We start from the raw sequence: 21,278 nt of genomic DNA on the forward strand, positions 1-21,278 counted from the left end.
GATTCGACTGGTGTTGCGGAGGGCAGCACCGTCAAGCGCTGGCGCTTGCCGTGCTTGTCCTGCCCTTCTCAAAAGCTCTGCTCTTTTGAGGATTTACCCATGAAGTTTTCCCGGCTGGCCCTGCCTGCCCTACTGCTGCCCCTGCCGCTGCTGAGCCAGGCCGATGACAGTGCCGCATCCGCCAGCCCGCTGAGCCTGCCCGAAACGGTGATCACCTCCGGGCGTATCGCCGAACCGCTGAACCAGGCCACCGCCGCCACCAGCGTGTTCACCCGCGCCGATATCGAACGCCTGCAGCCGAGTTCGATCAACGACCTGCTGGCCCGCGTACCCGGCGTACAGGTGGTGCAGAACGGCGGCCGTGGCAGCAATACCTCGCTGTTCATCCGCGGCGCCAGCAACACCCAGAGCCTGATCCTGGTAGACGGCCAGCGCATCGGCTCGGCCTCCGACGGCGGCGCCAGCATCCAGTACCTGAATGTCGACGAAATCGAGCGCGTGGAAGTGGTGCGCGGCTCGCGCTCGGCACTCTATGGCAGCGATGCCATGGGCGGTGTGATCCAGATCTTCACCCGCCAGGGCGAGCCCGGCCTGCAGCCGCGCCTGAGCATCAGGGCTGGCAGCAACCAGACCTGGGAGCGCAGCCTGGGGCTTTCCGGCGGTGACCAGCAAACCCAGTTCAGCCTCAATGGCAGCCTCGACGAAACTGCCGGCATCGACCGCACGGGCCCGTCCTTCGCCTCGGACAGCGACCACGATGCCTATCGCAACAAGGCGCTGAGCCTCAACCTCACTCACCAGTTCAGCGACGACCTGCAGGCCGGTGTCAGCGCCCTGGATCAGCGTGGCCGCTCGGAGTTCGACAACCCCTTCGGGCGGTTCGACATGACCACCTACCAGAGCTACCCGCAGCAGCCGTACATCGACTTCGCCCTCAGCAGCTTTTCGAGCTTCCTCGATGCCCAGCTCAACCAGACCTGGAACAGCCGCCTGGAGCTCGGCCACAGCGAAAGCCGCCAGGAAGGCCACGACAAGCTCAGCGCTGAGCGCACCCTGTTCAACACCTACCGCGACTCCGCCAACTGGCTCAACACCCTGCAGCTGGACGACAGCAACAGCCTGCTGCTGGGCGCCGACTGGTACGAGGACGAACTGCACAGCAGCACCGGTTACGACCAGGAAACCCGCTGGAACCAGGCCGCCTACGCGCAGCACCGCTTCCAGGGCGAATGGCTGTCCACCGAACTGGGCATCCGCCACGACAAGAACGAGCAGTTCGGCAGCGAGAACACCTGGAACGCCTCGCTCACCCTACCGCTGGCCGACACGGACACCGACCTGATCGCCTCCTACAGCGAAGGTTTCCGCGCGCCGAACTTCAACGAGCTGTACTGGCCGGACGACGGCAATGGCTACATCGGCAACCCCGACCTGTCGCCCGAGCACTCGAAGAGCTATGAGCTGCAATTGCGCGGCGAGCACTTCGAGACCAGCTGGAGCGTCGCCGCCTACCGCAACGATGTCGACGACCTGATCAGCACCGTGCTGTACGACCCGGTCTTCTACATCTACCGTGCGGTCAACCTGAACAAGGCCCGCCTGCAGGGCATCGAGCTGAATGTCTCGCGTGAAGTGCTGGGCTGGACGGCCTCGGCCAACGCCAACTTCCTCGATGCCCGCGACCGCGAAACCGGCCATACCCTGCCGCGCCGCGCCCGGCGCAACTTCAACCTCGACCTCGACCGCCAGTTCGGCCGCCTGGGCCTGGGCGCAACCTGGCAAGCCGTGAGTTCCAGCTATGACGACGTCGACAACAGCCGCGAGCTCGCCGGCTACGGCCTGCTCGGCCTGCGCAGCAGCTGGCAGGCCAGCCACGAGCTGCAGCTGGAGCTCACGCTGGACAACCTGCTGGACAAGGATTACAGCCGCGCGATGTACAGCCATGACGGCGCCAACTATGGCTACCGCGAGGAAGGTCGCACGGCCATGTTCGGCGTGGTCTGGACGCCGGAAATCTAAGGCGCCGCCATCCGCAAAAGCCCGCCGCGGGCCGCAACAGCTCGCAGCATGCAAAAGGCACCTTGCGGGGCCTTTTTTATCGCCGGGCGGAGTCGCGAATTCCCGCCCTAGTGTGCCTTGGCCAGCAGCGCACAGAGCTTCTCGGTGGCCGCCAGCATCTGGTAGCTGGGCCGCTCCAGGCCCTTGTCCGGCACCGTCCACAGCTGCTCGCGGCGCACTGCCTGCAGCTGCGTCCAGGGCTTCCAGAGCGCCAGCTCGGCCGGGCTGCCGCCGAGGATCACCGCCGGGTCGCGCTGCAGCACGCTTTCCACATTGACCTGAGCCGCCGGCACTGCAATGTCGGCGAACACATTGCGCGCGCCGCACACCTCCAGGGCCTGGCTGACGATCTGCCGGCCGCCGATGGTGAACGGCGGCTCATGCCAGACCTGATAGAACACCGGCAGCGGCTGCTGCCGCCGATAGCGCGCACGCAGCTCGGCCATGCCCGCCGTAAAGCTCTCGGCCAACTGGCGGCCACGCTCGGCGCGGCCGACGCGCTCACCGATCGCGGCGAACTGCTCGGCCAGGGCGGCGAAATCGGCCGGCTCACCGATGTACAGCGGAATGGCGAAGCGCTCCAGCTGCTCGCGCTGAGCCGGTGACACGCTGGCCGGCCAGAGCAGAATCAGATCGGGCTTGAGGCTGAGCAGGCGCTCCAGGTCGAGCTGGCCATAGCGCCCTACCGAGGGCACCCCGGCCAGGGCAGCGGGACGCTGGTCGCCATCGAGCACGCCGACCAGCTGCCCGGCAGCGCCCAGTTCCAGCATGATTTCCGAGAGTGACGGCGCCAGGCTCACCACCCGCTCGGCCGCCGCCAGCGGCAGGCAGCAGGCGAGCAGACAGCAGGCGAGCAGGCAGGCGCCGAGCAGCCGGCGCATCAGCCGAGCTGGCGGGGAATGCGGTACAGGCTGAACAGCACCACGCTGCTCAGCGCCAGCAGCACCAGAGCTACCGCGTGCAGGCCGGTGAACAGCCCCGGCACCGCGACCCAGGCCGGCAGGGCGGCAGCCAGGAAGGCCAGACGCCGGCGGCGCGCCAGTTCGATCCAGGCGGCCGGCTCGTCGGCGCTGTCCAGCGCCTTTTCGGTGGCGATCAGCGCGCGCTTGTAGGCAGAGAACAGCGGCAGGGTGACGAACAGCGAGCCCAGGCCGGCAACGAACAGCGGCAGTTCGAGCATCTGCAGCACCGGCTGCACCTTGCCGAACAGCAGGTTGAGGCAGAACAGCGGCGCCAGGGCGAAACCGAGCCAGCGCCACCATTCCAGGGCCAGACGGCGACGCACCTCGGTGCGGGTCACTCCTGCTCTTCCTGGTGCTGCAGACCGAGCATGTGGCCGAGCTTGCCGGCCTTGGTCGCCAGGTACTTGCGGTTATGCGGGTTGCGCCCGGCTTCCAGCGGCATGCGCTCGGCCACGCGCACGCCGAAGCCTTCCAGGGCTTTGACCTTGCGTGGGTTGTTGGTCATCAGCTTGATCGCGCTGACGCCCAGGTGATCGAGCATCGGCTGGCAGATCGAGTAGTCGCGCTGGTCGGCGGCGAAGCCCAGGCGCTCGTTGGCCTCGACCGTGTCGGCGCCGCCGTCCTGCAGCTCGTAGGCGCGGATCTTGTTGAGCAGGCCGATGCCGCGACCTTCCTGGCGCAGATACAGAAGCACGCCGCGGCCTTCATTGGCGATGGCGCGCAGGGCCGCCTCGAGCTGGGCGCCGCAGTCGCAGCGCTGGCTGAACAGGGCATCGCCGGTCAGGCATTCGGAGTGCAGGCGACCCAGCACCGGCTGGCCGTCGGCGATATCGCCAAGGGTCAGGGCCACGTGTTCCTTGCCACTGGCTTCGTCGAGGAAGCCGTGCATGGTGAACTCCGCGAAGGGCGTGGGCAGCTTGGAGGCGGCGACGAAGACGACGGACACCGGAGGCTCCTGTTGGGTATTGGGCAGAAAAGGCCGGCATTGTACCAGCAGCACCGCGCCGCCGGTCAGCGTGAATTGTGCGGGATAAGGATCAGGCTATTCGATGGATCGCGCCCGACCGCTCAGATTTTCGACTCCAGCTGCAGCACGCCGTTGTCCTCGCGCCAGCGCACCCGGCTGAGGAAGCTCATGCCCAGCAGCACCTCGGCAGGCGAGTCGCCTTCGAGCACCGCGGCATCCACGCCCAGCACTTCGAGACCGGCGACCTTGACGCTGTCCAGGTGGATGCGCCAGCCACGCACGTTGCCGCCGGCGGTACCGGCGACCATCGGCGAGCCCTGCACCCGGTAGTCGATGCCCAGGCGCCGGGCCTGCGCCTCGTTCATCGCCACCGTGGTGGCGCCGGTATCGACCAGGAACTGCACCGGATGGCCGTCGATCGAGCCGGCCACCCAGTAGTGCCCACCGGTACCCTGGGTAATGCTGGCCTGGGTCTTCTGCGGCGTGGCCATGCCGCCCTGGTTGTACTCGCGCGACAGCCCGTAGTTGCGCTGCACGCCGTCAACCAGCAGCACCGCGCCCTTGCTGTCGGCGCTCAGCACCTTGACCCCGCCCGGGCCGGTCTGCCCGGCCTTGACCAGCTTGCGCTGCCCCTCCACCAGCAACACCGCGGCATTGGGAAACAGGCCGACCACCTGCACCTGGGTCTCGGCCCGCAGCGCGGGGGCAGTGGCCAGCAGCAGGCTGGCACACAGCAGTTCAAGGCGACGCATCGGATCTCTCCATGTCCTGATCGAAGGGGTAAGGCTGCTGCCAGCGCTTGAACAGCGGACGCAGCGCGCCGCTGCCCACCAGCGCCGCCATGCGCTGGTCGTACAGTGCCGCCAGCGCCCGGCCACGGGGCGTATCGCTGAAGCCGGGGTACAGCGGCAGGCGGGTCAGCAGGGTGACACGATAGCGGGAAGCGTCCGCACTATCCTTGAGCACCTCGTCGATTTCGGTGCTGGCATCGAGGTAGAAGTCGGCGTGATCGAGATCGAGCATACCGAGAATGCCATTGCGCCGTTCGATCTCCTGGTAGTGCTGCAGGCCCGTCAGGTAGTGCTGGTAGTCGTAGCCACGCACCCAGGCCAGGCGGTACTGGCCGAGGTTGGCCAGGGTCGGCTGCGGCTTGCTCTGCAGGCCGAGGGCGGCGATGAGGTCGGCGTCGTAGTGCCAGTGCGGGTAGACGATTCGCTGGCCGATCTCGTCGCGGTAGGAACCCAGCCAGGCATCCGCCTCGCCGCGCTGCACCAGGCCGATGGAGCGGGTATAGGGCACGATGCGGAAGCTGACCTTGACCCCGGCCGGCTCGAACACCTGACGCATGATGTCCCAGGCCAGCCCGCTGCCATCGCGGTTGGTATGCCCGGCCCAGTATTCGCTAACCAGCTGGATTTCCTGCGGCAGCGCCTGATCGGCCTGCGCACCCAGCGGCACCAGCAACCCCAGCAGCACACCCAGCATCCACAGGCGCATGGCCGTTTTACCTCAGGTAAGGCCCCAGACCAGTAACTGCATGCTCAGCCAGGCGAACACCCCGGCCAGCACATCGTCCAGCATGATGCCAACGCCGCCATGCACGTGTCGATCGATCCAGCGGATCGGCCACGGCTTGAGGATGTCGAACACGCGGAATACCACAAAGCCTAGCAGCAGCCAGTACCAGCCCTCGGGTACCAGCCACAGGGTGATCCACATGCCGACCATCTCGTCCCAGACGATGCCCTCGTGGTCGTGCACGCCCATGTCCTCGGCGACTCGCCCGCAGACCCAGAAGCCGAACAGCATGGTCACGCCCAGCATCAGCCAGTAGCCCCAGTCCGGCAGCAGCTGCCACAGCGGGATGAACGGGATGGCCACCAGCGAGCCCCAGGTGCCCGGCGCCTTGGGCAGCAGCCCGGAACCGAAGCCGAAGGCGAGGAAATGCCAGGGGTTGCGCCACACCTGCGGTGGCACCTTTACCAGTTCAGTCACCCGTACTCCCGAAATGTTGATAGCCCGCCCGCGGCGGATTGACGATATGCCCGGCCGCATCCAGCAGCTGCACGCCACTGCCGGCCACTACCCAGCCGATCACCGTGCACGCCGGCCAGGCGGCCTGCAACGCGGCCAGACGCTGGGGCGCTAGGGTAAACGCCAGCACATAGTCGTCGCCACCGGCCAGTGCACAATCCACCGCGGCCGCGCCGGCCACCGCCTGCAGCGCCGGTGACAGCGGCAGGCGCGCCGCCTCGATGTGCAGGGCCACGCCGGAAGCCTTGGCGATATGCCCGCAGTCGGCCAGCAGGCCATCGGAAATATCCAGCGCCGCCGTGGCCTGCCCGCGCAGCAGGCGGCCAAGGGTCAGCTGTGGCTGCGGCGCCCAGTAGCGCTGCAGCAGATAGTCGGCTTGCACGCCCTGGCTCTGCTGTTGACCAAGCACCAGCGGCAAAGCGCCAGCCGCATCGCCCAGCTCTCCGCCGACACACAGCAGATCGCCCACCTGCGCGCCACCACGGGTCAGCGCCTGCCCCGCCGGCACCCGGCCGAAAACAGTCAGAGTCAGGCTCAGCGGGCCACGCGTGGTATCCCCGCCGACCAGCGCCAGGCCACAGCCCTGGGCCATCTGCGACAGGCCGCGGGCAAACGCCGCCAGCCAGTCGGCGTGCGCCTCGGGCAGGGTCAGGGCCAGGGTGAAAGCCAGCGGCTCGGCGCCCATGGCCGCCAGATCGCTGGCCGCCACCGCCAGCGCGCGCTGGCCGAGCAGGAAGGGATCGGGAGATACAGGAAAATGCACACCGGCGACCAGGGTGTCGGTGGACACCGCCAGCTGTTCGCCGGGTGACAGTTGCAGCAGGGCGCAGTCGTCGCCGATACCCAGGGCGACGCCTTCGGCCGCCTGCGCACAGGGCGCGGCGGCGAAGAAGCGGCGGATCAGCTCGAACTCGCCCAAGGCCTCAGCGCTTGTGCGCGTTGACTTCGGCCGCGCGCAGGGTCGGCGCCAACTTGTCCAGCACGCCGTTGACGAACTTGTGCCCGTCGGTGGCTCCGAACACCTTGGCCAGCTCGATGCCTTCGTTGATCACCACGCGATAGGGCACGTCGAGACGGTTGCGCAGTTCCCAGGTGGACAGGCGCAGGATCGCCAGTTCGACCGGGTCCAGCTCGTCCAGGGCGCGATCCAGGCACGGCACGATGACCTCGTCGATGTCCGACTTCTGGGTCGCCACACCGGTGAGGATCTCGTGGAAGTAGGCACCGTCGACGCCGCTGAAGTCGTTATCGACGCGGAACTGCGCTTCGATCTCGTTCAGCGACTGACCGGCCATGTGCCACTGATACAGGGCCTGCATGCCCAGGCTGCGCGCCACCCGACGGGTCGCGATCTTGCCCTTGGCCTTGGGCTGCGGAGCGTCCTGGCTATCGTCGTGGTTCAGGCTCACTTGGCCTCCAGCTGCGCCAGCAGACTTACCATTTCCAGAGCGGACAGGGCAGCTTCGGCGCCCTTGTTGCCGGCCTTGGTGCCGGAGCGCTCGATGGCCTGTTCGATGGAGTCGACGGTCAGCACGCCGAAGGACACCGGCACGCCGTATTCCATGGACACCTGGGCCAGGCCCTTGGTGCACTCGCCGGCGACGTATTCGAAGTGCGGGGTACCGCCACGGATCACTGCGCCGAGGGCGATGATGGCGGCGAACTCGCCACGCTGGGCGACTTTCTGGGTAACCAGGGGAATCTCGAAGGCGCCCGGAGCACGGATGATGGTGATGTCATCTTCCTTCACGCCATGGCGTACCAGGGCGTCGATGGCGCCGCTGACCAGGCTTTCGACGACGAAGCTGTTGAAGCGGCCGACCACCAGGGCATAGCGGCCTTTGGGGGCGATGAAGGTACCTTCGATGGTCTTCAGGGTCATGGGCGAGTCTCGATTCGGGTAAAGAGCCGGGGTGCCGACAGGCACCCCTCGGTATTGAGTATGGGCAAGTCCGGACGATCCGGCCTTACTCAGCGGGCACGTATTCTACAACTTCCAGGTCGAAACCGGATATCGCGTTGAATTTCATCGGCGAACTCATCAGGCGCATCTTGCGCACGCCGAGGTCGCGGAGGATCTGCGAACCGGCACCGACCGTGCTGTAGGTAGCCGGGCTTGGGCTCTGCTGGCGACCCAGGTGGGCCAGCAGCTCCGGCCCGCTGAGCGGATTGCCGAGCAGCAGCACCACGCCGCTACCGGCCTTGGCCACCTCGGCCATGGCCGCACGCAGGCTCCAGCGCCCGGGCTGGTTGACCATGAACAGGTCGCGCAGCGGCTCCATGTTGTGCACGCGCACCAGGGTCGGTTCCTCGGCGCACACCTTGCCCAGGGTCAGGGCCATGTGCGCGGTGTTCTCCACGCCATCGCGGTAGGTGACCAGGTTGAAGTGGCCGACCTCGGTGTCCAGCGGCTGCTCGGAGATGCGCTCGACGGTGCGCTCGTGCAGCAGGCGGTAGTGGATCAGGTCGGCGATGGTGCCGATCTTCAGGCCGTGCTCGGCGGCGAACACTTCCAGCTCCGGACGGCGGGCCATGGTGCCGTCGTCGTTCATGATCTCGCAGATCACCCCGCTCGGCTCGAAGCCGGCCATGCGCGCCAGGTCGCAGGCTGCCTCGGTGTGGCCGGCACGGGCCAGCACGCCGCCCGGCTGGGCCATCAGCGGGAAGATGTGGCCGGGGCTGACGATATCGGCAGCCACTGCGTTGCGCGCCACCGCAGCCTGCACGGTACGCGCGCGGTCGGCGGCGGAGATGCCGGTGGTCACGCCTTCGGCGGCCTCGATGGAGACGGTGAACTTGGTGCCGAAGCCGGAGCCGTTGCGCGGCGCCATCAGCGGCAGGTTGAGCAGCTCGCAGCGCTCGCGGCTCATCGGCATGCAGATCAGGCCGCGGGCGAAGCGGGCCATGAAGTTGATGTGCTCGGCGGTGGTGCATTCCGAGGCGATGATGATGTCGCCTTCGTTCTCGCGATCCTCGTCATCCATGAGGATGACCATCTTGCCGGCGCGGATGTCTTCGATCAGTTCTTCTGCGGTATTCAGAGCCATGCTGGCCGTCCTTACTTGTTCAGGTAGCCGTGTGCGGCCAGGAAACTTTCGCTGATGCCGGAAGCCGTGGGCTCGGCAGCCTTGTCGCCGAGCAGCAGGCGCTCCAGGTAGCGCGCCAGCAGGTCGACCTCGAGGTTGACCTGCCGCCCGGGGCGGTAGTCGGCCATGATGGTCTCGACCAGGGTATGCGGCACGATGGTCAGTTCGAACTCGGCGCCATTCACCGCATTCACCGTCAGGCTGGTGCCGTCGACGGTGATCGAGCCTTTCAGGGCGATGTACTTGGCCAGCTCGCGCGGGGCGCGCACGGTGAACTGGATGGCGCGGGCATTGTCCTCGCGCCGGACTATCTCGCCGACGCCGTCGACATGGCCGCTGACCAGGTGGCCGCCGAGGCGGGTGGTCGGCGTCAGGGCCTTTTCCAGGTTGACCCGGCTGCCCTGCTTGAGATCGATAAAGGCGCTGCGCGCCAGGGTCTCGCGACTGACATCGGCCCAGAAACCGTTGCCGGGCAGCTCCACGGCGGTCAGGCAGATGCCGTTCACCGCGATGCTGTCGCCCAGTTTCACATCACCCAGGTCGAGCTTGCCGGTCTCGACATACACACGCACGTCGCCGCCCTTGGGGCTCAGCGCACGGATGGTGCCGATCGCTTCGATGATTCCGGTAAACATCAGGCCTCCCCTACTGACAGCGCACTGCCGCCGCGCACGGGGCGGCGGGCAGAACGAAAAGCATAAGACATCACTACGCACTCCTGTTCGGAAAACAAACAGGGCGATGGGATCGATAGGGATTTTCGCGGGCGCAGACGCACGGCGCCCCGGAAGGGAATCCCGCTCTCTCTTTATCCGGACTTTAACCGTCGGCCCCGGAATCACACCGGGTCTGCTGACCTTGCCACCCCAGCAGGGCAGACAAGCGCTCGCGGGCTAGGCGCTGGAGGCCATTACCGCCGGTGGGGAATTACACCCCGCCCTGAGAACGTTGCAGTCCCGGAGGACTGCGGCATGCTTTTTACCACAAAAGTCCGCGGCGCTTCTACGCGGGGCGCTTGGGCACCGCGATGATCCGCCAGTCGTTACCCACTGCGCGCAGCTCGCGGATCTCCAGCTCCTGGGCCTCGGCCATGCGTGCCAGCGGCCAGTCGAGCAGCGGGCGGGCGCTGGAGCCGAGGAACTTGGGGGCGACGAACAGCTGGTATTCATCGACCAGCCCGGCGCGGGCAAAGGCACCGGCCAGGCGCGGCCCGGCCTCCACTAGTACCTCGTTGGCGCCGCGCCCGGCCAGTTCCATCAGCAGCTTGCGCAGGTCGACATGGCCATTGCTGCCAGGCACGGCGAGCAGCTCGTGACCATCCTCGAGGAAGCGATCACGCGCCGAGGCGGCGGCGCAGGTGGCGACCAGCGCCGGGCCGGTCTGGTAGAACGGCGCCGACAGCGGTACGCGCAGGCGCCCGTCGACCAGCACGCGCAGCGGCGGACGGTCGATGGCCAGGGCGGTAAGTTCGGCATTCAGGCCCAGCTCGTCCGGGCGCACGATCAGGCGCGCCTGGTCGGTGAGTACGGTATCGGCGCCGGTCAGGATCACGCTGGCCCGCGCCCGCAGGCGCTGCACCGCCGAACGCGCTTCCGGCCCGGTGATCCACTGGCTCTCGCCGCTGGCCATGGCGGTGCGTCCGTCCAGGCTCATTGCCAGCTTGATCCGCACGAACGGCAGGCCCTGCTCCATGCGTTTGATAAAACCGGCATTCAGCTCGCGCGCCTCGGCCTCCAGCACCCCGCTGTGCACGGCGATGCCGGCGTGCATCAGGCGCAGCAGGCCCTTGCCGGAGACCTGCGGGTTGGGATCCTGCATGGCCGCCACCACCCGTGCCACCCCGGCATTCACCAGCGCGTCGGCGCAGGGCGGCGTGCGCCCGTGGTGGCTGCAGGGCTCCAGGGTGACGTAGGCGGTGGCGCCGCGCGCCTTGTCGCCGGCCTGGCGCAGGGCATGCACTTCGGCGTGCGGCTCGCCGGCGCGGGCGTGCCAGCCTTCGCCAACGATCTGCCCGTCGCGCACGATGACGCAGCCGACCCGCGGATTGGGATGGGTGGAATACAGGCCCTTGCGCGCCAGTTCCAGGGCGCGGGCCATGAACGGCTGGTCGAGCGGCGCCGCACTCATGCTTTCGACGGCTCGCGGGCCAGGCGCTCGATTTCCTCGCGGAACTCGTTGAGATCCTGGAAGCGCCGGTATACCGAGGCGAAGCGGATATAGGCGACTTCATCGAGTTTCTGCAGCTCGGTCATCACCAGCTCGCCAAGCACCAGCGACTTGATCTCGCGCTCACCGGTGGCGCGCAGCTTGTGCTTGATATGGGCGATCGCCTCTTCCAGGCGCTCGATGCTCACCGGGCGTTTTTCCAGCGCGCGCTGCATGCCGGCGCGCAGCTTTTCCTCGTCGAATGGCTGGCGGCTGCCGTCCTGCTTGATCAGGCGCGGCATCACCAGCTCGGCGGTCTCGAAGGTGGTGAAACGTTCGCCGCAGGCCAGGCACTCGCGGCGCCGGCGCACCTGTTCGCCCTCGGCGACCAGGCGCGAATCGATGACCTTGGTGTCGTTGGCGGAACAGAAGGGGCAGTGCATGACGGGAAGGGCCCTGTGAAAAGGTGGCTCATGGTAGCGCATCCCCCCGGCAAGACAAGCCAGGGGCTTTGCGGTATACAGGCGCCCGGGCGGCACCCCGGCAGCGGGCCGCACGCCCGGCAACCACCGCCAAGTCCGCCGCGCTAGACTTTGCCCAGGCTCAAGACCGCACCGCCGCACCGGAAGCACCATGTCGCCACGTTACCTGCCAATCTGCCTGCTCAGCCTGCTGAGTGCCTGCACCAGCGCCCCGCCGCAGCCGCCCGCCCCGGCGCCGCAAGCGGCAGCGCCCAGCCAGCCAGTCATCACCAAAGCCGAGACCGCCCTGCCCGCCCATCTGCGCGAACTGCGCGGCCAGCTGCGCACGCCGCCGGCCGGCAGCGAAGTGGAGCTGGCCCTGCTGGTGATCGACGAGCGCGATCGTCCGCAACAGCTACTGGGCAACCTCACCCTCGCCGGCAACGGCCAGAGCCTGCCCTTCCGCCTGCCGTTCGACCCCACGCACTTTCCGCCTGGCGCGCGGGTCGAACTGCGCGCCAGGGTCAGCCAGTCCGGCCGCCTGATCTTGCGCCTGCCGCCGCAGCTGGTACACCAGGCCCAGAGTCGTGACCTCGGCGCGCTGTCGCTGGTGAGCGCGCCATGACCCCGCCGGCTTCTCTGCAACAGGCCCTGCAACAACTGCTCGGCGATGCCCGCCTGGTGGCCGAGCCCCTGCCCGGCACCGATATCAAGCTGTGGCTGATCGATGCGGCGAACATGGATCGCTGCTTCAGCCCGGAAGAAACCCGCCTGATCCTCGAAGAGCCGCCCTACTGGTGCTTCTGCTGGGCCAGCGGCCTGGTGCTGGCGCGCTGGCTGGCCGAGCGCCCGGAGTGGGTGCGCGGCAAGCGCGTGCTGGACTTCGGTGCCGGCTCCGGGGTGGCCGCCATCGCCGCAGCCAAGGCCGGTGCCCTGGAAGTGGTGGCCTGTGACCTCGACCCACTGGCCATCGCCTCCTGCCGAGCCAACGCCGAGCTGAACGGCGTAGAGCTGAGCTACTCGACGGACTTCTTCGCCGAGCAGGATCGCTTCGACCTGATCATCGTCGCCGACGTGCTCTACGACCGCGCCAACCTGCCGCTGCTCGACCACTTCCTCAGCCGTGGCCGCGAGGCGCTGGTGGCCGACTCGCGGGTCAAGGACTTCCAGCACCCGCTCTATCGACCACTCGCGCGATTGGAGGCCTGCACCTGGCCGGATCTGGCCGAGCCAGCGGAGTTTCGCCATGTCAGCCTGTACCACGCCCGGCGCGACTAGCGCCGGCCTTGTATCCAGACCGGTGCGCCCACATTTATAGTCACACCTCGTTCAAGGCCTCGCGAGCTAGAGAAAAACAAGGCGAAAAAGGCTGAGGAAGCGGAGTTTACGAGTTGTAAATGAGCATTCCGAAGCCGTTTTCAACGCAGGTTTTCCGACGCGCAGCAGGCCGCCCCAACAGAGACTCTTCCATGAGCGACACCCCCTACATCTTCGACATTTCCGGCGCCGCCAGCTTCGAACAGCTGGTGATCGAGAACTCCTTCCACAAGCCGGTGCTGGTGGACTTCTGGGCCGAGTGGTGCGCGCCGTGCAAGGCGCTGATGCCGCTGCTGGCGAAGATCGCCGAGGAGTATCGCGGCGAGCTGCTGCTGGCCAAGGTCAACTGCGATATCGAGCAGGACATAGTCGCCCGCTTCGGCATCCGCAGCCTGCCCACCGTGGTGCTGTTCAAGAACGGCCAGCCGGTCGACGGCTTCGCCGGCGCGCAGCCGGAATCGGCGATCCGCGAGATGCTCAAGCCGCACGTTGCCGAACCGGCGCCACTGGCGGCCGACCCGATGGAAGCGGCGCAGGCGCTGTTCGCCGAAGGTCGTTTCGGCGAGGCCGAAGCCCTGCTGCAGCAGGTGCTGACCGAGAACAACGAGAACGCCGCGGCGCTGATCCTCTATGCCCGCTGCCTGGCCGAACGCGGCGAACTGGGCGAAGCGGAAACCGTGCTGAGTGCAGTGAAGAGCGACGAGCACAAGCAGGCCCTGGCCGGCGCCAAGGCGCAGCTGACCTTCCTCCGTCAGGCCGCCAGCCTGCCGGACAGCGCCGATCTGAAAGCGCGCCTGGCCCAGGATGGTAACGACGACGAGGCCACCTACCAGTTGGCCGTGCAGCAACTGGCGCGCCAGCAGTACGAGGCGGCGCTGGATGGTCTGCTCAAGCTGTTCGTGCGCAACCGCAGCTACGCCGAAGGCATTGCCCACAAGACCCTGCTGCAGGTGTTCGACCTGCTCGGCAACGACCACCCGCTGGTGACCCTGTATCGGCGCAAGCTGTACCAGGCGATCTACTAAAGTGGCGCAGCCTTTTACCCTGCTGCTGCGGGTGCGCTACGGCGAATGCGATGCGCAGCAGGTGGTGTTCAATGCGCGCTACGGCGATTACATCGACGTGGCCGCCACCGAGTTCTACCGTGTTCTGTTCGGCAGCTACCAGGCCCTGCTCGAGCGCGGCCTGGACAGCCAGGTGGTGCGCATGAACACCGACTGGAGCTCGTCGGCGCGCTTCGACGACGTGCTCGAGCTACGTGTGCAGACCCTGCGCCTGGGCACCACGTCCTACAGCCTGCAGGTGGACATCCTCCAGCACGCCGAGCAGCGCCTGGTGGCGCGCAGCGAAATCACCTACGTGATGATCGATGCCCGCAGCTTCACCAAGGTCGCCATCCCCGACGACCTGCGCGCCCGCTTCGAACAGGGCGCCCCCGGTGTGCTGATCAATCAGGCCGGCTGATCGACTCACCGCCGAGCAGGGCGGGTTAGATCCGCGCCACCCGACAGCGATCCCTCATTCAATCCAGCGATACAGCGGCGCCTCGTCCCCGCTTTCCACCCGCACCTGCGGGCAGTGGCGCAGGCGCACCAGCAGGCGCTTGCCAGCCATTTCGCTACCGGCCAGACCGGCCAGCGCCGCCAGCAGCTGCGGCCCGTCCAGGGCGCCGGCCTGCTGCAGCAGCGCCTGAGCCGCCTGCCACTGGCCGTCCGCGGCGCGCTCGCCGGCTATCGGGCGGGCAACCGTCGCCGGCTCGACCGCCAGGCCTTCGCGCGGCAACAACGCCGCCAGCTGCGCCCAGTCTTCCTGATCCATCTGTACCGTCAGATCCACCGGCCAGTCGCCGATCTGCCCCTTGATTCGCAGCATTGCCCACTCCTCGCTCAATGCCGGCATGCTGCCACGCCGCTCCGCCGCCGCCAAACAGCGCTAGGCAAGCTCATTTAAAACTTGTTATAACATAACCATAAATTCTCATCTGGAGACCTGCCATGCGTCGTACCCTGCTCGCCCTGTCCATCGCCCTGCTGCCCCTGGCCGCTGCCCAGGCCTCCGAAGAGGAGCATGGCAGCCTCGGCAAGCACGAGCATGGCGTGGCCACACTAGACGTGGCGCTGGATGGCCAGACCCTGGAGCTCCAGCTGGAAAGCCCGGCCATGAACATCGTCGGCTTCGAACATGCCGCCAGCAGCGCGGCGGATCAGGCCAAGGCTGCCAGCGCCAAGGCGCAGCTGCAGCAGGCGCTGGAACTGTTCGGCCTGCCGGCCGCGGCCGGCTGCAGCATTGCCAGCCTGGAGCTGCACAGCCCGCTGTTCGGCGACGCGGCGCATGACCATGACCATGACCATGACCATGATCAGTCTGCCGGCGAACACGCCCACGAGCACAGCGATGTGGATGCCGCCTACCGCCTGACCTGCAGCCAGCCGCAGCAGCTGAACGGCCTCGATCTCGGCCTGTTCTTCCAACGCTTCCCCGCCACCGAGAAACTTCAGGTGCAGCTGATCGGCCCCAACGGCCAGCAGGGGGCCGAACTGAGCCCGGGCAACCCACGGCTGAATTTCTGAGCAACTCCCGCGCGGCCCAGGGAACCGGGCGCCGCGCGGGTGATCCGACTACACCTGTGACGGCGCAATCCCTATGCTGTCGACCTCTCAGCCAACCCGGTGCGCCATGCCCACACCCCTGATCGAACTCAGCGACCTCGGCTTCGCCTGGCCCGGCCAGGCCGAGCTGCTGGACATCCCCGCCTTCGCCCTGGACGCCGGCTCCAGCCTGTTCCTCAAGGGCCCCAGCGGTAGCGGCAAGACCACCCTGCTCGGCCTGCTCGGCGGCGTGCAGAAGCCCGGACGCGGCAGCGTGAAGCTGCTCGGCCAGGATCTGACCCGACTCTCCGCCGGCGCTCGCGACCGCTTCCGCGTCGACCACACCGGCTACATCTTCCAGCAGTTCAACCTGCTGCCGTTCCTCTCGGTGCGCGAGAACGTCGAACTGCCCTGCCGCTTCTCCAAATCCCGCGCCGAACGCGCCCGCCAGCGCCACGGCAGCATCGATACGGCCGCCACGCGCCTGCTCGAACACCTGGGGCTAAAGGCGGAACTGCTGGAACGGCGCGCCGATGCCCTGTCGATCGGCCAGCAACAACGGGTCGCCGCCGCCCGTGCACTGATCGGCCAGCCGGAACTGGTGATCGCCGACGAACCGACCTCGGCCCTGGATGCCGACGCGCGCGAAGCGTTCCTCCAGCTGCTGTTCGCCGAATGCCGCGAAGCCGGTGCCAGCCTGCTGTTCGTCAGCCATGACCAGAGCCTGGCGCCGCTGTTCGACCGCAGCCTGTCGCTGGCCGAACTGAACCGCGCCAGCCGCGCCCCGGAGGTCTGAGATGTACCTGCTGCGCCTGGCCCTGGCGAGCCTCAACAATCGCCGCTTCACCGCCCTGCTCACCGTGTTCGCCATCGCCCTGTCGGTGTGCCTGCTGCTGGCCGTCGAACGGGTGCGCAGCGAGGCGCGCGCCAGTTTCGCCAGCACCATCAGCGGCACCGACCTGATAGTCGGCGCCCGTTCGGGCTCGGTGAACCTGCTGCTGTATTCGGTATTTCGCATCGGCAACGCCACCAACAATATCCGCTGGGACAGCTTCGAAACCCTGGCCCAGCAGCCGCAGGTGAAGTGGGCGATCCCGCTGTCGCTGGGCGACTCGCACCGTGGCTACCGGGTGCTCGGCACCGATAGCGGCTACTTCGAGCACTACCGCTACGGCCGCGCCCAGCCGCTGCAGCTGGCCGAGGGCAAGCCGTTCGCCGACCTGTTCGAAGTGGTGCTCGGCGCCGAAGTGGCGCAGGCACTGCACTACAAGCTGGGCGACCGGATCGTCCTGGCCCACGGTGTCAGTACCGTCAGCCTGACCCAGCACGACGACAAGCCGTTCACCGTGGTCGGCATCCTCGCCCGCACCGGCACGCCGGTGGATCGCACCCTGCACATTTCCCTGGCCGGCATGGAGGCGCTGCACGTCGACTGGCAGAACGGCGTGCCGGCCCGTGGTGCCGGCAAGGTCTCGGCCGAGCAGGCGCGCGAGATGCACCTGCAGCCCAAAGCGATAACGGCAGTGCTACTGGGGCTGAAGAGCAAGATCGCCACCTTCGCCGTGCAGCGCCAGGTCAACGAATACCGCGGCGAACCGCTGCAGGCGATCCTCCCCGGCGTGGCCCTGCAGGAACTGTGGAGCCTGATGGGCGTGGCCGAGAAGGCACTGCTGGTGGTCTCGCTGTTCGTCGTGCTGACCGGCCTGATCGGCATGCTCACCGCCATCCTCACCAGCCTCAACGAACGCCGCCGCGAGATGGCCATCCTGCGTTCGGTGGGCGCGCGGCCCTGGCATGTCGCCGGCCTGCTGGTACTGGAAGCCTTTGCCCTGGCCGGCGCCGGCGTGGTGCTGGGCCTGACCCTGCTGTACCTGGGCATAGCCGCCAGCCAGGGCTACGTGCAGGCACAGTACGGCCTGTTCCTGCCGCTGGCGCTGCCGAGTGGCTATGAGTGGAGCCTGCTCGGCGCTATCCTGGCCGCCGCCCTGCTGATGGGCAGCGTGCCGGCCTGGCGCGCCTATCGGCAGTCATTGGCCGATGGCCTGTCGATTCGTCTATGAGGTAGTCATGCGCAGTTTGCTGCTCGCCCTGCTGTTGTCCTGCATCACTCCGCTGTGGGCGGCGGAACCGCGCGCACTGACCTGGGTCGAGATGATTCCGCCGGACGCCCCGCCGCAGCCGGCGCAGCAAGCGCCACTGCACGACCTGTCGCAACTGGCCGACGCCCTGGCTGCGGAAAGCGCCCCCGCCGCCACCCAGCAATCCCCCGCCGCGCCGGTGGTACAGGCGCTGGACGGCCAGCAGGTCAAGCTGCCGGGCTACATAGTGCCGCTGGACGTGACCGAAGAAGGCCGGGTGACCGAGTTTCTCTTCGTGCCCTACTTCGGCGCCTGCATCCATGTGCCGCCACCGCCGTCGAACCAGATCGTGCATGTGCGCAGCGAGCTGGGCGTGCTGATGGACGAGCTGTCGCAGCCGTTCTGGATCGAAGGCCCGCTCAAGGTCGAGGCCAGCAGCAGCGACATGGGCAACGCCGGCTACCAGATGGACGCCGAGAAGATCTATCCCTACGAGATGTAGTGCGACAGGCCGTCGCACCCCAACCTACTTGGCCATTGAGCCAGGTCAACAAGTGCCCCATCAGGCCGGCTGACAATTCACTCAGCCAAACACTTTCAAACTGATGGAGCACACCATGCACAAGCCCCTGCTGAAGGCTTCCCTTCTCGCCCTGGCCATCGCCGCGCCCGCTGCGCAGGCCTTCGAAGCCGGCGACATCATCGTCCGCGCCGGCGCCATCACCGTCGATCCGCACGAGAGCAGCAGCGACATCTGGGTCGGTGCGCTGAACACCGACGTGGCCGGCAGCAAGGCCACCCTCGACAGCGACACCCAGCTGGGCCTGAACTTCGCCTACATGGTCACCGATCATGTCGGTGTCGAACTGCTGGCCGCCACGCCATTCAGCCATGACGTCGGGGTCAAGGGCATGCCCGGCGCCTTCGCCGGCCTCAACGGCAAGCTCGGCTCGCTCAAACAACTGCCGCCTACCCTCAGCCTGGTGTACTACCCGCTGGACAAGCAGTCGGCCTTCCAGCCCTATGTCGGCGCCGGCATCAACTACACCTGGTTCTTCGATACCGAGCTGAGCAGCGAAGCCGAAGACAAGGGCTTCAGCGGCCTGGACATGGACAACTCCTGGGGCCTGGCCGGTCAGGTGGGCATGGACTACATGCTCAGCGACAACATCATGCTCAACGCCCAGGTGCGCTACATCGACATCGACACCACCGGCACCACCCACTTCGCTGGCAAAGAGGTCAAGGTCGATGTGGATGTCGATCCCTTTGTTTACATGGTCGGCCTGGGTTACAAGTTTTAAACCTCGCCCTCCTGCCCATCCGGCACGGCAGAAAAGAAAAAGCCCCGCATTGCGGGGCTTTTTTGTGGCTACGGACTGTAGGGCGGGTGAAACCCGCGAGCAGGCAGCGCGGGTTTCACCCGCCCTACGCGCGCCCCAGCAACTGGGCCAGGCCAACCTGCAGCGGGGTGGCCGGGGCCAGCTGGAAGCGCTGGCGCAGCAGGCCGTTGTCCGCCCGCGAGTGGCGGATGTCGCCGGCACGGGCCGCGCCGTGGCTCACCGCCGGCAGCTCGCCGAGCACCGCGCGGATGCCGGCCAGCAGCTGGTTGAGGCTGACCGACTGGCCGTGGCCGACGTTCACTGCGCCGGCTTGTACCTGCGCCTGGGTCAGGCCCTGCACCAGCAGCGGCACCAGGTCGGCGACGTAGAAGAAGTCGCGGGTCTGCTCGCCATCGCCGAATACGCTGATCGGCACGCCGCCCAGGGCGCGCTCGGTGAAGATGCTGATCACCCCCGAGTAGGGCGAGGACGGATCCTGACGCGGGCCGAAAATATTGAAGAAGCGGAAGATCACCGGCTCCAGGCCATGCTGGCGCTGGTAGAAGTCCAGGTAGTGCTCGCTGGCCAGCTTGTCCGCGGCATAGGGGGTTAGCGGCGCCTTGGGCGTGTCCTCGCGCACCGCCACGCCTTCGCCGTTGTTGCCATACACCGCCGCGCTGGAGGCGAACACCACGCGGCGCACGCCGGCCTCGCGCATCGATTCACAGACGTTCAGGGTGCCGATGAAGTTGCTCTGGTGGGTGGCCACCGGGTCGTCCACCGAAGCCTGCACCGAGGCCACCGCGGCCAGGTGGGCGACGGCCTGGCAGCCGGCCATGGCACGGCGCACCAGGGCGGCATCGGCGACGTCGCCTTCGAGCAGTTCCAGGCGCGGGTTGTCCAGGGCCAGGTTGCTGCGCTTGCCGGTGGACAGGTTGTCCAGCACGCGCACGCGGTGGCCGGCGGCCAGCAGCGCATCGCAGAGGTGCGAGCCGATAAAGCCGGCGCCGCCGGTGACCAGGATCAGGGAATCGGACATGCGTTTCTCAGAGATGACGGTAGTAACGGTCGAGCAACGCCGGCAGCCCGGCGCGCCAGGCCCGCGGCTTGATGCCGAAGGTATGGAAGATCTTCTTGCAGGCCAGCACCGCGTGCTGCGGCTCGTCGGCCGCATCCGGGCGGGCGGCATGGGCCTGCGGGCTGACTTCCTGCACCTTGAGCGGATGCAGCGGGCGCGCCTCGCCGAGAATCGCCTGCCCCAGCGCCAGCGGCGTGGTCGCCTCGTGGGCGCCGTAGTGATAGGTGCCCCACAGCGGGGTCTGGCAGTCGAGCTGCTTGAGCACGGCGAGAATCACCCGCGCGGCATCATCGACCAGGGTCGGGTTGCCGCGGCGGTCGTCGGCCATGAACAGCTCCTGGCCCAGCTCGGCACGCCGCAGGAAGCGCCCGAGCAGGCCCTCGGCGCTGTCGTCGAGCAGCCAGCCGAAGCGCAGCAGCACATGCCGCGGGCAGGTGGCGCGCACGCTCTGCTCGATACGACGCAGGGCCTGGCCGCGGATGCCCAGCGGAATCGGTTCATCCTTCTCGCTGTAGGCGGTGGCGCGCGAGCCGTCGAATACCCGGTAGCTGGAGGGCTGCAGGAGGAGAATGTTGTGGTGCTGGCACAGTTCGGTGAGGCGCTCGACGGCGCGTTCCTGGATGGCCAGGCGCTTCTCGTCGATGGCCTCGGCCTGGAACCAGTCATGGTAATAGGCAAGGTTGATCAGCGCCGCCGGACGGGTCTCGTCGAGCAGCTGGGTCAGGCTGGCCACATCCCAGCCGCCCTCGGGCGGGCGCGGGGCAAGGAAGCCGATATCTTCTTCGGCGCCCAGGCGGATCAGCGCCTGCCCCAAGGCATTGCCGCCGCCCAGCAGCATCAGGCGCATGCGCATGGTGGTGCGGGTTACTCCAATCACAAAAGAAACAGGCTGCCAGGCAGCCGGATTTAAAACCTGTTTACGATTTTCTGAATTAGAGCCAGACAAGGCAAAAGCGGCCGAGGAAGCGCAGTTTACGAGCTGTAAATGAGCATTCCGAGGCCGTTTTTAACGCCGGATGGCCGCGAGTCAGAAGATCGTAGACAGGTTTTTGGGGCATTTTGCGGGTTTTACCGAAGGCCGTCACCCGCAAACTGCCGAACAGGCGCCGGGGCGCCTGTTCGGGGGTGCTGCATGGTGATGGGTAGGGCCCCTCACCCCGGCCCTCTCCCGGAAGCAGAGGG

At 67.3% G+C, this 21,278-nt stretch carries 26 protein-coding genes and 1 riboswitch; of the genes, 10 read left to right on the forward strand and 16 right to left on the reverse strand.

The genetic code is table 11. From position 1 onward, the window contains the following. Nucleotides 1-99: 99 nt before the first annotated feature. The gene (locus tag A9179_RS19180; RefSeq protein ID WP_187807803.1) at nucleotides 100-2,019 is read left to right on the forward strand and encodes a TonB-dependent receptor domain-containing protein; all 1,920 of its coding nucleotides are present in this window, start codon (nucleotides 100-102) and stop codon (nucleotides 2,017-2,019) included. 107 nt (nucleotides 2,020-2,126) lie between these two features. On the opposite strand, the gene A9179_RS19185 is transcribed toward A9179_RS19180, so the two are convergent. The 13 genes from A9179_RS19185 to nrdR all read right to left on the reverse strand — a co-directional run bounded on the left by A9179_RS19185 (nucleotide 2,127) and on the right by nrdR (nucleotide 11,695). Next, the gene (locus tag A9179_RS19185) at nucleotides 2,127-2,939 is read right to left on the reverse strand and encodes a cobalamin-binding protein (protein WP_187807804.1); all 813 of its coding nucleotides are present in this window, start codon (nucleotides 2,937-2,939) and stop codon (nucleotides 2,127-2,129) included. Further along, on the reverse strand, nucleotides 2,939-3,358 hold the full coding sequence (locus A9179_RS19190) for an MFS transporter (protein ID WP_187807805.1): 420 nt from the start codon (nucleotides 3,356-3,358) through the stop codon (nucleotides 2,939-2,941). Before A9179_RS19190 ends, A9179_RS19185 begins: the two co-directional genes overlap by 1 nt. Beyond that, entirely contained in the window at nucleotides 3,355-3,966 is a 612-nt protein-coding gene (gene ribA / locus A9179_RS19195) for a GTP cyclohydrolase II (RefSeq protein WP_187807806.1), read from the reverse strand. The genes A9179_RS19190 and ribA overlap by 4 nt, the downstream gene beginning before the upstream one ends. Before the next feature lie 122 nt (nucleotides 3,967-4,088). Continuing rightward, nucleotides 4,089-4,739 carry a retropepsin-like aspartic protease family protein gene (locus A9179_RS19200; RefSeq protein ID WP_187807807.1) on the reverse strand — a complete coding sequence of 217 codons (651 nt, stop codon included), beginning with the start codon at nucleotides 4,737-4,739 and terminating at the stop codon, nucleotides 4,089-4,091. Then, on the reverse strand, nucleotides 4,726-5,484 hold the full coding sequence (locus tag A9179_RS19205) for a substrate-binding periplasmic protein (RefSeq protein WP_187807808.1): 759 nt from the start codon (nucleotides 5,482-5,484) through the stop codon (nucleotides 4,726-4,728). The genes A9179_RS19200 and A9179_RS19205 overlap by 14 nt, the downstream gene beginning before the upstream one ends. A 12-nt stretch (nucleotides 5,485-5,496) precedes the next feature. Further along, complete coding sequence (locus A9179_RS19210; RefSeq protein WP_316851843.1) at nucleotides 5,497-5,982, reverse strand: phosphatidylglycerophosphatase A family protein; 486 nt, start codon at nucleotides 5,980-5,982, stop codon at nucleotides 5,497-5,499. After that, entirely contained in the window at nucleotides 5,975-6,940 is a 966-nt protein-coding gene (gene thiL, locus A9179_RS19215; RefSeq protein WP_187807809.1) for a thiamine-phosphate kinase, read from the reverse strand. Before thiL ends, A9179_RS19210 begins: the two co-directional genes overlap by 8 nt. Nucleotides 6,941-6,944: 4 nt before the next feature. Next, the gene (gene nusB, locus A9179_RS19220) at nucleotides 6,945-7,430 is read right to left on the reverse strand and encodes a transcription antitermination factor NusB (RefSeq protein WP_187807810.1); all 486 of its coding nucleotides are present in this window, start codon (nucleotides 7,428-7,430) and stop codon (nucleotides 6,945-6,947) included. Further along, entirely contained in the window at nucleotides 7,427-7,903 is a 477-nt protein-coding gene (ribH, locus tag A9179_RS19225; RefSeq protein ID WP_187807811.1) for a 6,7-dimethyl-8-ribityllumazine synthase, read from the reverse strand. The genes nusB and ribH overlap by 4 nt, the downstream gene beginning before the upstream one ends. An 85-nt stretch (nucleotides 7,904-7,988) precedes the next feature. Then, on the reverse strand, nucleotides 7,989-9,068 hold the full coding sequence (gene ribBA / locus A9179_RS19230; RefSeq protein ID WP_187807812.1) for a bifunctional 3,4-dihydroxy-2-butanone-4-phosphate synthase/GTP cyclohydrolase II: 1,080 nt from the start codon (nucleotides 9,066-9,068) through the stop codon (nucleotides 7,989-7,991). A gap of 11 nt (nucleotides 9,069-9,079) precedes the next feature. Continuing rightward, nucleotides 9,080-9,742, reverse strand: coding sequence for a riboflavin synthase (locus tag A9179_RS19235; RefSeq protein ID WP_187807813.1), 663 nt, complete (start codon nucleotides 9,740-9,742; stop codon nucleotides 9,080-9,082). Between the two features lie 160 nt (nucleotides 9,743-9,902). Next, nucleotides 9,903-10,058: riboswitch (FMN riboswitch) on the reverse strand. Nucleotides 10,059-10,109: 51 nt separating this feature from the next. After that, a complete protein-coding gene (gene ribD / locus A9179_RS19240) occupies nucleotides 10,110-11,234 on the reverse strand; it encodes a bifunctional diaminohydroxyphosphoribosylaminopyrimidine deaminase/5-amino-6-(5-phosphoribosylamino)uracil reductase RibD (RefSeq protein WP_187807814.1) in 1,125 nt (374 codons plus the stop codon). Further along, nucleotides 11,231-11,695 (reverse strand): transcriptional regulator NrdR, encoded by a 465-nt coding sequence (gene nrdR, locus A9179_RS19245; protein WP_187807815.1) that lies wholly within the window; start codon nucleotides 11,693-11,695, stop codon nucleotides 11,231-11,233. The genes ribD and nrdR overlap by 4 nt, the downstream gene beginning before the upstream one ends. A 190-nt stretch (nucleotides 11,696-11,885) precedes the next feature. Between nrdR and A9179_RS19250 the strand changes: the two genes are divergently transcribed. The 4 genes from A9179_RS19250 to A9179_RS19265 all read left to right on the forward strand — a co-directional run bounded on the left by A9179_RS19250 (nucleotide 11,886) and on the right by A9179_RS19265 (nucleotide 14,494). Then, on the forward strand, nucleotides 11,886-12,338 hold the full coding sequence (locus tag A9179_RS19250) for a YbaY family lipoprotein (RefSeq protein WP_187807816.1): 453 nt from the start codon (nucleotides 11,886-11,888) through the stop codon (nucleotides 12,336-12,338). Further along, nucleotides 12,335-12,991 (forward strand): class I SAM-dependent methyltransferase, encoded by a 657-nt coding sequence (locus tag A9179_RS19255; RefSeq protein WP_187807817.1) that lies wholly within the window; start codon nucleotides 12,335-12,337, stop codon nucleotides 12,989-12,991. The genes A9179_RS19250 and A9179_RS19255 overlap by 4 nt, the downstream gene beginning before the upstream one ends. 191 nt (nucleotides 12,992-13,182) lie before the next feature. Then, on the forward strand, nucleotides 13,183-14,055 hold the full coding sequence (trxA, locus tag A9179_RS19260) for a thioredoxin (RefSeq protein WP_187807818.1): 873 nt from the start codon (nucleotides 13,183-13,185) through the stop codon (nucleotides 14,053-14,055). A gap of 1 nt (nucleotide 14,056) precedes the next feature. Further along, nucleotides 14,057-14,494, forward strand: a complete 438-nt coding sequence (locus A9179_RS19265; protein WP_187807819.1) for an acyl-CoA thioesterase — start codon at nucleotides 14,057-14,059, stop codon at nucleotides 14,492-14,494. Nucleotides 14,495-14,548: 54 nt separating this feature from the next. Here A9179_RS19265 and A9179_RS19270 read toward each other — a convergent pair whose 3' ends face one another. Then, entirely contained in the window at nucleotides 14,549-14,902 is a 354-nt protein-coding gene (locus A9179_RS19270; RefSeq protein ID WP_187807820.1) for a hypothetical protein, read from the reverse strand. A 122-nt stretch (nucleotides 14,903-15,024) separates the two neighbouring features. Here A9179_RS19270 and A9179_RS19275 point away from each other — a divergent pair, with 122 nt between their 5' ends. The 5 genes from A9179_RS19275 to A9179_RS19295 all read left to right on the forward strand — a co-directional run bounded on the left by A9179_RS19275 (nucleotide 15,025) and on the right by A9179_RS19295 (nucleotide 19,000). Continuing rightward, nucleotides 15,025-15,600, forward strand: a complete 576-nt coding sequence (locus tag A9179_RS19275) for a DUF2796 domain-containing protein (protein WP_187807821.1) — start codon at nucleotides 15,025-15,027, stop codon at nucleotides 15,598-15,600. Nucleotides 15,601-15,706: 106 nt separating this feature from the next. Beyond that, a complete protein-coding gene (locus A9179_RS19280; RefSeq protein ID WP_187807822.1) occupies nucleotides 15,707-16,414 on the forward strand; it encodes an ABC transporter ATP-binding protein in 708 nt (235 codons plus the stop codon). Between the two features lies 1 nt (nucleotide 16,415). Next, complete coding sequence (locus tag A9179_RS19285; RefSeq protein ID WP_187807823.1) at nucleotides 16,416-17,678, forward strand: ABC transporter permease; 1,263 nt, start codon at nucleotides 16,416-16,418, stop codon at nucleotides 17,676-17,678. A gap of 7 nt (nucleotides 17,679-17,685) precedes the next feature. Next, the gene (locus A9179_RS19290; RefSeq protein WP_187807824.1) at nucleotides 17,686-18,198 is read left to right on the forward strand and encodes a DUF3299 domain-containing protein; all 513 of its coding nucleotides are present in this window, start codon (nucleotides 17,686-17,688) and stop codon (nucleotides 18,196-18,198) included. Nucleotides 18,199-18,313: 115 nt separating this feature from the next. Then, nucleotides 18,314-19,000, forward strand: a complete 687-nt coding sequence (locus A9179_RS19295; protein WP_187807825.1) for an OmpW/AlkL family protein — start codon at nucleotides 18,314-18,316, stop codon at nucleotides 18,998-19,000. Between the two features lie 124 nt (nucleotides 19,001-19,124). Here the strand turns inward: A9179_RS19295 and A9179_RS19300 are convergent, their stop codons facing one another. After that, nucleotides 19,125-20,057, reverse strand: a complete 933-nt coding sequence (locus tag A9179_RS19300) for an NAD-dependent epimerase/dehydratase family protein (RefSeq protein ID WP_187807826.1) — start codon at nucleotides 20,055-20,057, stop codon at nucleotides 19,125-19,127. A 7-nt stretch (nucleotides 20,058-20,064) separates the two neighbouring features. Beyond that, nucleotides 20,065-20,949 carry a sugar nucleotide-binding protein gene (locus A9179_RS19305; protein ID WP_187807827.1) on the reverse strand — a complete coding sequence of 295 codons (885 nt, stop codon included), beginning with the start codon at nucleotides 20,947-20,949 and terminating at the stop codon, nucleotides 20,065-20,067. Nucleotides 20,950-21,278 lie beyond the last annotated feature (329 nt).

Source organism: Pseudomonas alcaligenes, assembly GCF_014490745.1.
GTDB classification, from domain to species: Bacteria; Pseudomonadota; Gammaproteobacteria; order Pseudomonadales; family Pseudomonadaceae; genus Aquipseudomonas; species Aquipseudomonas alcaligenes_C.